Here is a 12,057-nt window from a genome sequence, read left to right as displayed (position 1 = left end):
AAGGCTTTGCTCCTACAAGGTTGAGCGCATAATTGCATCTTAGCTCAACTGGTATTCTGTTTGATAGAAACCGCCTAAAGGCTCGCATCACCGTTTCGCCAATGTCCGGTTCAGCCGCCATGAGTTTACGAAACTGCTGGCGGTCAAAGCGCAAGACGCTGCCATCTTCGCCCATGCGTCCGCCAACGAGAATTTGACGACTGTTGAATAGGTCTAGCTCTCCGGTGAATTGCTGCTCTCGGTGGACGGTAAAGACATTTAGCCCATCATGGCGATGCTCATAAATCTCGATATTGCCCTGCAACACAATAAAGAAATCGACGCTGCGCTCTCCTCGTTCAAATAGGATAGTTCCCTTGGGCAACGATTCCTCCTGACCGAGCAATCGAGCGCGCCCAATCTGCTCTTCTGTCAGCACAGGAAATGTTTGAGCAGTACGAACATAGGGATCGCTTGGATCGACGACATCAGTGGTTCTATCAACGTTGGCAGTTTCCATTGCCAGGGTTCCTCTCAACAACCTTGATTATCTCTTCCTCGTGCTCAAGCATGGATGGACCTGACATATTTTCTTCCAATGCGCGCAGAGAGCTGCTTCGCTAATGCGACGATTATCAAAATAGCATTCACTCTTAGTTTAGCAATCGCGGGGTTGCAATGCAGGAACAAAGCCTCAAGGAGTGAGATCAAAACTGAAAAGTAGAGAAGAAGCCGGATACAGGTATCCAAAAACAGAAAATGAGGCAACTTTGAGGGTTGCGGTAGCTGAGCGGGTAGCGCAAGTACCACCGAACACACAACAGGATGATATCGGATTGGAAGTGACGCCATTTAAACGGTTGCTTCGGGTTCATAAAGAGAGCGCGGGCTTCAGACAGTAAGTACAAATACTACTCTTACTAGACCACCTCCAGTTTTTGCAGTCATGATGAGTTGTCAAGGAGGTAGGGGAAAAATTCAGCATTGAAATGCTGGAAGAATAATTTGATGTGATTGCTCGGTGGGGAGAGATAAATTGAGAATGGCAACAAGCAGTCATTCGTGGTCACTACCGTAGCGGTTGTGTCGCAAAAACGATTTGAGGACAGAGAATCCTGCTCAAATTCTGTTGCTTATTGTGCAATTCCAAAAATTTGATCCACGAATTCTATCTGGGCTCGCACATCACCTTTTTCAAGACCAAGAAAATTGTCCTTTACGAATCATATTCATTGCCTCCATTCCTCGCAACGTCGCCCTTGCACTGTTGAAAGAACCAAATCCCATTCCTGGTTTTGTCAGTCGTTTGATAAATCTATGGTCTTGCTCCACTCGGTTGTTTAAATACTTCACCTGTCTTAGTTCTGTAGTTTCACTCAGTTGTTCATCAGCTTTGAGCTGATCGACCGCAGGCGGGTAGGCAGCATTCTTATCCACGTTAATCACTCTTGGAGCCTGAGTGTGAAGCGCGTTGAGGGTTCTACGTAAAAACCGCTCTGCTGCCGCTGCATCATGTTTCGCACACAGCAGAAAGTCTAGGGTATGACCCTGCGAGTCCACTGCCCGATTGCATTTACTTCCACACTCCCTTGATCTTGATATACGTTTCATCGACTCGCCACGAGTCGTTGGTTTGTCCTAGATGAGCGCGAATTCGTTTGTCCAGTTCTGAACCATATTTCAATACCCATCGATTAATTGTGGCATGATCTACCTCAACCCCCCGTTCCGCCATCATCTCCTCCAAGTCTCGGTAGGAAAGAGCATAGCGGCAGTACCATCTCACATTTAGCAGGATGATGTCTGCCTGGAAATGACACCATTTGAACAGAGTTGGGGTGGACATGGGAAGCGGAGCATCAACGACAAAGCTTTTCTACCCTACCATCTCTACTTTTTGCGACACAACCGTTTTTGTTGCATCGAACATGGAAATTTATGCGTTCAACGTCTTTTCAATCCGGCGATCGGGAATGAGCCACATGACTGCAACCAGAACATACAATGCACATGCAAGCCAAGGGATGGCAAAAGCAAGTGGAATTGCAACTGCATAAATCAATACCGATAACTTGCCTTTAAAATCCCGACCAAGAGCGTTCGCAAGTGTGGAATCTTGACCGTGGTGAAAAATAAGTGTGCGGGTTAGAGTGAAGTAGGCGATCGCAGCCAATAATAGAACTACACCATAAAGCGCCACAGGCAACGCAGCAAAGTGATTTTCACCCATCCATGCGGTGGCAAAGGGAAATAATGATAACCAGAACAACAAATGTAGGTTCGCCCACAAAGTTGAACCATTCACTTGTCGGACTGCCTGAAACAGGTGATGGTGATTGTTCCAGTAGATACCAACATACACGAAACTCAACACATAGCTTAGAAAGGTTGGAATCAGCGGACGTAGCGCAGCTAGATCTGACTCATGAGGTGTTTTCAACTCCAGTACCATAATGGTGATAATAATAGCAATTACCCCATCACTGAATGCTTCTAACCTGCCTTTAACCATTTTTGGGTATGCTCCTTGTCTGCTTACCACGTTGTATAACGGTATTGTCAACTTAATTTAGTTCAAAAGTTAAAAGACAATATTTTTGCTTAATACTGAGCTATTTCCTTATTTAGTGACATTAACTCCAGTAATCCTCTTCCATTCGTCTATTCTTAACTTCATAATCTCCCTGGTTGTGTGACTAGGGAGATTATGTCTTTTGGGCTGGGAATGTTGGGTCATGCCCTACACAAGTGTGGGACTGCTAGACTGAATCAGGTGTAGTTCATCTTGAGCAGTACAATGAGATGTCCCCTGTGTGGTCATGAAAAACCGCATAAGCATGGTAAGACAAGCAAAGGCACTCAACGCTACTTCTGCCCAAAATGTCGGCAAACTTTTACTGAAACTTTCAATACGCTCTATTATCGTCATCAAGTGAGTGAAGATGATATACGGATTGTGCTGCAATCCCATGCTTTTATGTAGCAGTTTGCGAGGCGTTAGCCGGATTAGTGGCTTAGCCTACGACACAGTGGTCAGCATTGTTCACTCCTCGGCTCAAAAAGCGCAAATCGTACACAATGCCGAAGTACAAGATGTCGATACGGATGCTATTGCTGCGGATGAGCTGTGGTCATTTGTAGAAAAAAACAAAAACACGGTTTAGCAGAGGAGGTAGAGGCAGGAGATTGCTGGATAGCGGTAAGTTTGGCACAACAATTCGCTACTTGATTTTATCTGGGCGCATTGGCAAGCACACCGACCAGTTGGCAGTAGAGTTAGTGATAAATACTCAAGGGAAAACCGATTGTACTGAATGGCACACTGATGGCGCTTGGTGGATATGAGCGAGTGCTTCGCGATCTGGAGAGCGAGCATTATATTAACAAAGCTTTGACACAACGTGTAGAACGAACCAACGGCATTCTGCGCTCCTCAAACAGGTCGTTGGCATCGACGACAGAACAAATTTAGTCAAGTGTGGAGCCAGACTGAGGTAACTGTAAGGCTTGTTATCAGTTATTTTAATTGGATTTGGCAGCACTCTTATCTAGGGAGTACAGCGGCACAGCGAGCAGAGTTAACCGACCGTGCTTGGACTTGGAATGACATCGCTACCTATCCCACACTTTCGTAGGGCACGATCAAATCGGATGAAGGAGCCGTGGAAATGATCGGATTCTCAAAGCGGCAAGAGATACCGCCGTCAAAGCCCAGACGCAAGTGATGGTCGCACTCAAAGCCACGATCGTCACCGCAAATGCAGCCTTACGGGCAGAGTTAGAACCCTGATCTACGCCCCAGTTGATCGAAGCTTGTCAACAACTCACAGTTGAGACCCTGGATACACCGATGGCGACGATGCGCGATCGCCCTGGCTGCAATGACAAATCGGTGGTCGCAGTTGCATGAAGAAATTGAAGCACATACCCAGCACCTCGCCACCCTCACCCAAGCCGCAGCTCCCACATTGGGTGAGACGTTTGGCATTGGCACCGATACCGCTGCCCAGATGCTGATTACCTTTGGCGAGAATGCGGAGCGCGTCCATTCCGAAGCTGCCTTTGCGCTCGATGAGTGGGGTCTGTCCGATTCCAGCCTCGTCGGGCAAAACGCAGCGCCACCGCTTAAACCGAGGCGGCAACCGCTACTGCAATGCTGCTTTGTTTCGCGTCGTCATGGTGCGAATGCGGTGGCATGAACCGACCAAAACTTATGTAGCACGACGAACGGCACAAGGACTATCGAAACGAGAGATCATTCGCTGTCTCAAGCGTTATGTGGCAAGAGAGATTTATCACTTGATTCGCAAACCGCCTTCAACTTCCGAAGTGCCTGACGTCAGTACTGCTTAGGACACAAAAAAGACTTGACATCTATAGGAGCATCAATACCATTTTGTGGCATGAGCCTAATCGGGAGCAATTGCTTGTCTAATTTCTTCAGGAATGCCTCCTACGTCGCCATTAGCGCTCGTAGCGCTCAAACAAGCGAGCGCATTGCTTTCAATCGGAAACTTTACACTTAGCAGTCTGTTCATGAAATTTTCTAGAATATAAACATAAGATATAACTTAAGTCGGATGCAGGAATTTAGAACTATAAATCTAAAACTGGAAGCAGAGTTATTTTTCCAGCAGGGATTGCGTCAGAATCAAGCAGAAAAATATGAAGCAGCGATCGCCCTTTTTGACACAGCGCTGAAGTACCAACCCGATTATGCTGAAGCCTGGTCCCAGCAGGGCTTGGCGCTAGGAAATTTGGGTCGTCACGCGCAGGCAATTACTAATTTTGACCAAGCCTTGGCTATTCAACCAAATGCCTGCTGGGTGTGGCACAACCGAGGGATTGCGCTAGGTAAGTCCGGTAAATACGCCGCTGCGGTTAACAGCTTTGACCGCGCGATTGAGTGCAATCCGAAGATCTCGACTTTTTGGCACAACCGAGGCATTACCTTAATTGACTGGGGTAACTACGAACAGGCAGTCAAGAGCTTTGACTGGACGTTGGAAATACAACCAGATAGCTATTGGGCTTGGTATAACCGAGGGATTGCACTAAGGCAGTTGCAGCGATACGAGCAAGCACTAAACAGCTTCGACCAGGCTATTGAGTTCAAACCAGATTTTTCCCTAGCTTGGCACGATCGAGGAAGAACATTGAGTGAGTGGGGCTGTTATGAGAAGGCAGTCAAGAGCTTCGATCGAGCTATAGAGATCGATCCAGACTACAAGCAAACTTGGTACGGCAAAGGTATTGCCTTGGAGAAATTAGGGTACGACTCCCAAGCGATCGCCTGTTTCGTTCGAGTAAAGTTTTTGTCCAAATAGAATTGCTGTTGGAATAGCAATATAGATAACAACGACCCACTTCCAATACTTCGCTTTGCTCCCGCACTCTAGTAGAACAGATACTGATGGAACAGATTTTAGATGAAAAACTACAACTTGCACCTGCGATCGCTTCAGGGCGAACCAGCGAGCAAATTCTGGCAGAAATCGAGTCAAAATTTGGTTTTGTCCCACCCTTCTTCGGACCAGCCCAACAGAATCCCCAGGTTTTGGAAAACTTATGGCAACAGACGCTGAGTGCGTATGTGAATAATCCATTATCAGCTCGGTTCAAAGAAAAGCTTTCCGCCTACCTCTCACGCTTCTGCGCCGTTCCTTACTGCATGATTTGCCATAGTTGTACCCTGCGTCCTCTAGGGATGAGTGCGCGGGAAGTGTTAGAGTTGCTGGAAACACCTCCCCCAGTAGAAACTGACATCGACGAGCACCTCAATTTGCTGGCAGCGCAGCCCGCGCCGCTCGCAGCTCTGCTAGAATCAAACACGAAACTTGAAGACAGCCTATTTTACTGTTCGATATTTATTGCCTTACAAGACTCTTCCGAGCATTGTCGTCAAGAGCTACGCCAGCTTCTAGGTTCTGTAAACTACCAGCATTTAGTTGCGTTTATCGCTTATACCAAATCATGCCATGTGTGGATGGAAGCCTACCCAGAAGTTGCCTTAGAAGCAGATCGGCGAGTCCAAGAGCATCTCGGTGCCTTACTCGAAGACGAGCCTGCTTTGGCTGACTTCTTCCGCAACTACAGACAGAAAGTCAAGCGCGAACAGCAGAGTCGAGCGCAACAGTTGGCTGAGCTTGCCGAGCGCCAGCGTCAGGAAGAAGCCTGGCGACAGCAAGCCGAGCGAGAGCAGCTGGTGGCACAGATGGCTCAACGCATCCGTCAGTCATTGAATCTAGAGGAAATTTTAAGCACTACTGTGTCTGAAGTCCGGCAGTTTCTTCAGAGCGAGCGGGTGTTTATTTACCGCTTCGAACCGGACTGGAGTGGCTTTGTAGCAGTAGAATCTGTAGGTTCTAGATGGGCTTCTATCCTGGGAATGAAATGCAAAGACTCTTTTTTCGGAGAAACTTCTGGTCGGGAGCTTTACAAACAGGGACGAACCCATGCTACAGAGGATATCTACGCATCAAGGTTATCCAAATGTCATGCCGATTTACTGGCTCAGTTTCAAGTTAGAGCCAACTTGGTGGTACCAATTGTGCAAGGGGAGAAACTGTGGGGATTGTTAGTAGCTAACCACTGTTCGTCACCGCGGCAGTGGCAGCAGATGGAGATCGATTTGCTCAAGCACTTGGCAACCCAGGTAGCGATCGCCATCCAGCAATCCACGCTGTTTGAGCAGGTTCAAACCGAATTGGTCGAGCGCCAGCGCTCGGAAGAGAAAATCCGCGAACAAGCTGCCTTGCTGGATGTTGCCAGCAATGCAATTACCGTGCAAAATCTAAAGGGGCAAATCCTATTCTGGAATCAGGGGGCGGAGCGTTTGTATGGTTGGAAGGCACAGGAAGCCCTGGGACAGAGTGCTGATTTTCTCTACCAAGAAACTTCGCTGCCACTCCAACAAGTCCAAGAATTGACGTTCGATCGCGGTTCGTGGCAAGGTGAGTTGTATCAAGTCACCAAATCTGGTAGAGAAATTGTCGTTAATAGCCGCTGGACGCTAGTGCGCGACGAACAGGGGCAACCAAAATCAATTCTCGTCGTCAATACCGATGTTACTGAGAAAAAACAACTCGAAGCGCAATTCTTGCGTGCTCAACGACTGGAGAGCATTGGTACTCTTGCTAGTGGCATTGCTCACGACTTAAATAACGTACTAGGACCAATTTTGATGGTCGCTGAACTGTTGCAGGAGAAAATCCCCGATTCGCTTACTCAGCAGTTGCTGGCGGAACAGAAAGCTAGTGCTAAACGCGGGGCGGCTTTGGTCAAGCAAGTGCTGTCGTTTGCGCGAGGGCTGGAAGGTAAGCGCACGATTCTTCAACTGCGGCACCTGTTAATGGAAATTAGGCAGATTGCCAAACAAACATTTCCCAAATCAATCGAAATTTACACGAATATATCGCCAAACCTTTGGACTGTGTGTGCAGATGCGACTCAGCTACATCAAGTGCTGATGAATTTAGTAGTTAACGCCCGCGATGCGATGCCAGACGGTGGAACGTTGAGTATTCATGCTGAAAACCTATTCATTGATGAAAACTACGCTCGGATGAATCTGGAAGCCTCTGTTGGTCCCTACAGTGTTATTACTGTCTCGGACAGGGGAATAGGTATTGTGCCTGAAATCTTGGAAAGAATCTTTGAGCCATTTTTTACGACTAAAGAGGTGGGCAAAGGCACGGGGCTGGGTCTTTCAACCGCGATTGGCATCATCAAGAGCCATGGCGGTTTTGTTACCGTGGAAAGCTCGGTGGGAGCTGGCACCCAATTCAAGGTATACTTGCCAGCGGTGGAAGGCACTCAACAGCAGCAAGCAGAAGCTCGGGAACTACCAAAAGGACACGGAGAATTAATTCTGGTTGTAGATGATGAACTCGCCATTTGTGAAATTACGAAAATATCGCTGGAAAACTACAACTACAAGGTACTTACAGCTAATAATGGAATTGAGGCGATCGCGCTATACGCCCAGCATAAAAATGACATTAGTGTATTGTTGACGGATATGATGATGCCAGATATGGATGGTCAAACAACTATCCGTATATTGCAAAAAATGAACCACTCGCTCAAAATAATTGCTACGAGCGGACTAGCATCAAATGATAAGGTGGCTGAAGCCGCCGGTGTTGGTGTGAAAGCATTTTTGTCCAAGCCCTACACAGCACCGGAATTACTGCAAACTTTATCCTCGGTACTGGGTGCTAAATCAAGTCAGTTTTCTCCACACCAGTAGTCTTAGGAATGCTTTGCTTGTATAACTGTTGGGAGTTTCAAGCGAGAGTAGTGTAATCTTTCTTCTGTCACTCTAGCAGGAAAATAGAAGGTTTGACTATCTATTTTACTCCTGCTAAGGTGACAGAAGAAAGATGTACGATAGGAAGCGTCATCAAAAAGTTGCTATTGGAAGATGTGTCTTCAGAAAGTCGGCTTATTGACAATGAACTACTGTTGTTCAACCATCTCAATTCACCGTATTTGCAATAAGCACTCGCTCTAGAAGGAAAACGACCGCAGCAACTTTTTGATGACGCTTCCGACCACTATTGCTTCACAGGCAGAAATTGCACTAAACAGCAAAATTAGTCTCCCGTTTCTTGATTCAGCGTTGCCAACTCTCATTATTAAAAATTACTGTCCTAACTACACTCGTCAATCACTTTATATTTAGATGTCAATGGCTCCTTGGGAAGAGAACCGAACCTTGTCCAGATCTGACCGCAGTTCCCCTTGATCTGGATGTCGATAATTTCTGCTGTCACCCAAAACGGTTGACGTTGCTCTTTGACCGGAAAGGAAATGCACTGCCCAATTTTTAGATTGGCAAGCATCACGCGCTTGTGATTAACAGCATTGCTCATGTAGATCTCCTGTGTAACTAACGAATGTCCCTCTAGTTACGCCAGCTTTTCTACTGTGGCGTAGTAGAGTCATTTTTTAAGCATTTATACTCAGTCTAGCAGGAGTAGCGATGAAAGTGTCAGAACTGAGAGCTCAAGTCTTTATTCTCAATATTATTGAGAATAATCTCAAGAAACCTAACGAAGAATTTAGGTCTTTAGCAAAAGACGTGAAGCCGAATTCTCAATAAGAAATAGTGAGATCTCAGTTCTGACACTTTCTATACAGCAAGCACTTTAACTACCTTGTCGCCCCCTCAATCTTCATCCTCACCGATTGCCTTTAAGTAAGCCTGAGCAGCAGCAAGTTTTAACGATCCCTGCGTATAGCGTCTGTAGACCTTATCCGTCTTAATCCCCATTAACTCCTTTCCATACAAAGGATCGACACCCGCTCGCGTGATGGTATTACCAAAAGAGTGCCGAAAATGGTGCGGTTTTAACTCCTCTATCGTCGCGCTCGCCGCCACTTTCTTCACCATTTTGTAGAGTCCGTTGTATCCCAATCGCTCTCCGCTATGCTTGGGATCTTGGCACAGAAACATGGGGCGATCGCTCGTGGGAGTAAATATCCCCCCAACAGAGCGCCGCCACTCCAAATAAGCTTCTAAGTGCTGTCTTGCCTCTCGGCTCAAGGGGACTTCGCTGACGTTTTGCCCCTTGGAACGATGCACGATCAATCTCTTGCCATTCCAGTGCTTGACATCTAAGGCTGATAATTCAGAAGCCCTTAACCCGTGAGAGAGAATCGCCACGATCGCCTGATCGCGAATGCTGGTCGATCTCTGGCGATCATCGAGGAAGTGCCAAATTTCAGCCATGTCATCCTTGTCAATGTCCAGAGCTTGTGGCTCTTCAACCCGCTCTTTGCCGATCGCATCAGTAGGGAGAGGTTGGTTGACTGGATAACCGTTACTGCGCCGCAGCCACTGGTAAAACGAGCGCAAAGTGTCGAGCGCGTGGTTGATAGAGGTAGGCTTTAGCCCCTGTTGCTTTAGTTGGGTGCGGTACTTGCCAAGATCGCTAGCTGTTACGTCCAGCCATGACTTGTTGCACCAGCAGGCAAATTTTTTCAGTTGCTGTCGATAAGAGCGCTGCGTATTCTCCGCCTTCCCCGTCTGCCGCAAGAATTCTTCAATCTGCCAATGGCGTAAGTCGGCAAGAGTGTCTTTCTGCTCTGGGCGCGATCGCTCCTGCTGTCGTTTGCCGTCAAGGGAAACGATAACGATAGGCAGAATCGGGTCAGAGGAGGACTGTGACTGTAACCATAAGGTGAGCAACTTTGAAAGCATAAGTTGAGCAACTAGGAAGCCCAAAGGCTTTTTCTTATGTAGAACGATTGTAGCTCTGTTACAGCTTTTGAAAGCATAAGGTGAACAAAATGATTGTAATGAAAGCATAAGATGAGCAAACATTTGAATCAAATTACTATTGATTAGTTGTATTTGTGGTTAGATGAACCCAAGAGTCAGCTTGAATCATTGACTCATTGGGCTGATTCCCAAACTAAGAACATGCTTGACAACCAGGAGTTCGACAATTGGTGTCAGAGTCTCAATTTGAGTCAAGCAGCGCGTGTAGCAATCGCGCAGATTCGTTCGTCTGCTCCGTCTCGCCGAGTACAAGGTGGAAGGAGGAATGTTTGTGGCAGCTACCCCAGTAGGAAAATGGGGGTAACGATTCAATTTGAGTCTCATCGCAACGAGCTAGCACGCATCTATGAACTAGAGAACGATCCAAAAGTGCTAGAGTATTACGACCAACCACCACCTATCGAGCTGCTTTACCAAGCAAGAAGTGGACGGAGAAATCGACATCAATACACGCCAGACTTTTTCGTGATTTGGACAGACTCTGCTGGCTGGGAAGAATGCAAAACCGAACCGGAGCTGATTAAGCTGACGCAGACTAGTCCACATCGTTATCAGAAAAATAATGATGGAAAATGGCATTGTCCGCCAGGGGAAAAATACGCCCAGCAGTTTGGTTTTTACTTCCGCATACACTCAGATGCAGAGATTAACTGGAATTTTCAGCAGAACATTATCTGGTTAGAGGACTACTTTTGTTCGGAATCGTTAACTATAGATGCAGCAACTACTCAAGAGATTTTTGCCTTAGTGGAGAATTATCCAGGGTTAACCTTGGAAGAATTACTTGGGCGAGAAGAAAGCATCAGCCCAGATTCTCTCTACTCGCTGATAGCAACTGGACAACTGTATGTAGATTTGAGAAACGCGAGACTATCTGAACCCCAGCAGGTCAAAATTTTCCTTAACCAAAATGTTGCCCAAGCCTACAAGCGAATTAACTCAGCCGCAACTGCCTCGTTAAGCAGTAGAATTCATACGGTTCAGGTAGCTGTAGGAATTTCCTTGATTTGGGATAGCGAGTGTTGGGAAGTTGTCAATACGGGTGCTACATCTACTGGATTGTTGCGGTCAGATGGAAAATTTGTTGAGCTACCAAATGCAGTACTTGAGTCACTAATTCATAAGGGAGCAGTTACCACTGCCAGTACGGTAGAGATGCCAAATAGCAATGCAAAAGCTGAAGAGATTCTGCGACATGCAAAACCAGAAGACGTTGTAGAAGCTAACCGTCGCTATGAAGCCCTACAGCCCTATCTAGGAGAAAATCTCCCCCTCCACAATCCTCCAGTACAATTCGTCGCTGGCGCGCTCGCTACCAAAAGGCAGAGACACTATACGGTAATGGTTACGTAGGACTTCTACCCAGTCACAGTAGCAAGGGTAATTATACTCCAAGGGTGGACGAGCAAACCTACACGTTTATGCTCCAATTTATTGAGGAGCATTATGAAAATCCCAAGCAAAGAAGGAAGCTGCGAGTCTATGAGGCATTTGTCTGTGCTTGTGAAAATCATCAGCCGAAGTTAACGCCTCCCAGCCGAACTACATTTTCCCAAGCTATCGAGAGGCGAGCTGGATATGCCCAAACTAAAAGGCGTGAAGGTCGTCGAGCCGCAATTCAAAAGGAGCCATTTTATTGGGAATTAGAGCTAACTACCCCTCGACACGGTAGTCGTCCCTTTGAAATTGTCCACATCGACCATACTCAGCTCTGGAGTTTAGACTAAATCAAGAAAAAAGCGGTCAATCCTGTTGAAGTGACCACTTTTTGGTCAATGCTGAGATTTAGA

At 46.8% G+C, this 12,057-nt stretch carries 11 protein-coding genes and 3 pseudogenes; 7 read left to right on the top strand and 7 right to left on the bottom strand.

Going from position 1 to position 12,057, the window contains the following annotated elements:
• The 4 genes and pseudogenes from DSM107010_RS34470 to DSM107010_RS34455 all read right to left on the bottom strand — a co-directional run.
• Window positions 1-499: Crp/Fnr family transcriptional regulator (locus tag DSM107010_RS34470; protein ID WP_148125946.1), on the bottom strand; the 499-nt coding region annotated here is incomplete at its 3' end.
• 256 nt (window positions 500-755) lie between these two features.
• Window positions 756-854: pseudogene (locus DSM107010_RS34465) on the bottom strand (IS6 family transposase); the annotation flags it as partial.
• Between the two features lie 258 nt (window positions 855-1,112).
• Window positions 1,113-1,825, bottom strand: a pseudogene (locus tag DSM107010_RS34460) (IS6 family transposase).
• Window positions 1,826-1,915: 90 nt separating this feature from the next.
• A complete protein-coding gene (locus DSM107010_RS34455; RefSeq protein WP_106167233.1) occupies window positions 1,916-2,491 on the bottom strand; it encodes a TMEM175 family protein in 576 nt (191 codons plus the stop codon).
• A gap of 285 nt (window positions 2,492-2,776) precedes the next feature.
• Here DSM107010_RS34455 and DSM107010_RS34450 point away from each other — a divergent pair.
• From DSM107010_RS34450 to DSM107010_RS43380, 3 genes and pseudogenes are all read left to right on the top strand, one after another.
• Window positions 2,777-3,614 (top strand): annotated as a pseudogene (locus DSM107010_RS34450) (IS1 family transposase).
• A gap of 195 nt (window positions 3,615-3,809) precedes the next feature.
• A complete protein-coding gene (locus DSM107010_RS41755; protein WP_241994456.1) occupies window positions 3,810-4,178 on the top strand; it encodes a hypothetical protein in 369 nt (122 codons plus the stop codon).
• Window positions 4,069-4,332: a transposase gene (locus tag DSM107010_RS43380; RefSeq protein WP_373425466.1), complete on the top strand. Its 264-nt coding sequence runs from the start codon at window positions 4,069-4,071 to the stop codon at window positions 4,330-4,332. The genes DSM107010_RS41755 and DSM107010_RS43380 overlap by 110 nt, the downstream gene beginning before the upstream one ends.
• Before the next feature lie 56 nt (window positions 4,333-4,388).
• Here DSM107010_RS43380 and DSM107010_RS42610 read toward each other — a convergent pair whose 3' ends face one another.
• On the bottom strand, window positions 4,389-4,517 hold the full coding sequence (locus DSM107010_RS42610; protein WP_258183864.1) for a hypothetical protein: 129 nt from the start codon (window positions 4,515-4,517) through the stop codon (window positions 4,389-4,391).
• Between the two features lie 42 nt (window positions 4,518-4,559).
• On the opposite strand from DSM107010_RS42610, the gene DSM107010_RS34440 reads away from it, so the two are divergent.
• Both DSM107010_RS34440 and DSM107010_RS41750 read left to right on the top strand, forming a co-directional pair.
• Window positions 4,560-5,306 carry a tetratricopeptide repeat protein gene (locus DSM107010_RS34440; protein WP_106167235.1) on the top strand — a complete coding sequence of 249 codons (747 nt, stop codon included), beginning with the start codon at window positions 4,560-4,562 and terminating at the stop codon, window positions 5,304-5,306.
• 86 nt (window positions 5,307-5,392) lie between these two features.
• Window positions 5,393-8,230, top strand: coding sequence for a GAF domain-containing protein (locus DSM107010_RS41750; protein WP_106167236.1), 2,838 nt, complete (start codon window positions 5,393-5,395; stop codon window positions 8,228-8,230).
• A 403-nt stretch (window positions 8,231-8,633) separates the two neighbouring features.
• Here the strand turns inward: DSM107010_RS41750 and DSM107010_RS34430 are convergent, their stop codons facing one another.
• A complete protein-coding gene (locus tag DSM107010_RS34430; protein ID WP_106167237.1) occupies window positions 8,634-8,855 on the bottom strand; it encodes a hypothetical protein in 222 nt (73 codons plus the stop codon).
• Between the two features lie 296 nt (window positions 8,856-9,151).
• A complete protein-coding gene (locus DSM107010_RS34425) occupies window positions 9,152-10,186 on the bottom strand; it encodes a tyrosine-type recombinase/integrase (RefSeq protein WP_106167240.1) in 1,035 nt (344 codons plus the stop codon).
• A 222-nt stretch (window positions 10,187-10,408) separates the two neighbouring features.
• Here DSM107010_RS34425 and DSM107010_RS34420 point away from each other — a divergent pair, with 222 nt between their 5' ends.
• Both DSM107010_RS34420 and DSM107010_RS34415 read left to right on the top strand, forming a co-directional pair.
• Window positions 10,409-11,620, top strand: a complete 1,212-nt coding sequence (locus tag DSM107010_RS34420; protein ID WP_106167238.1) for a TnsA endonuclease N-terminal domain-containing protein — start codon at window positions 10,409-10,411, stop codon at window positions 11,618-11,620.
• Between the two features lie 68 nt (window positions 11,621-11,688).
• Window positions 11,689-11,994: a hypothetical protein gene (locus DSM107010_RS34415; RefSeq protein ID WP_127025124.1), complete on the top strand. Its 306-nt coding sequence runs from the start codon at window positions 11,689-11,691 to the stop codon at window positions 11,992-11,994.
• The last annotated feature ends 63 nt before the right edge of the window (window positions 11,995-12,057 follow it).

This window comes from Chroococcidiopsis cubana SAG 39.79 (assembly GCF_003991895.1).
In the GTDB taxonomy this organism is placed as follows: Bacteria; Cyanobacteriota; Cyanobacteriia; order Cyanobacteriales; family Chroococcidiopsidaceae; genus Chroococcidiopsis; species Chroococcidiopsis thermalis.
This window is presented reverse-complemented; position numbering and strand designations above follow the sequence as displayed.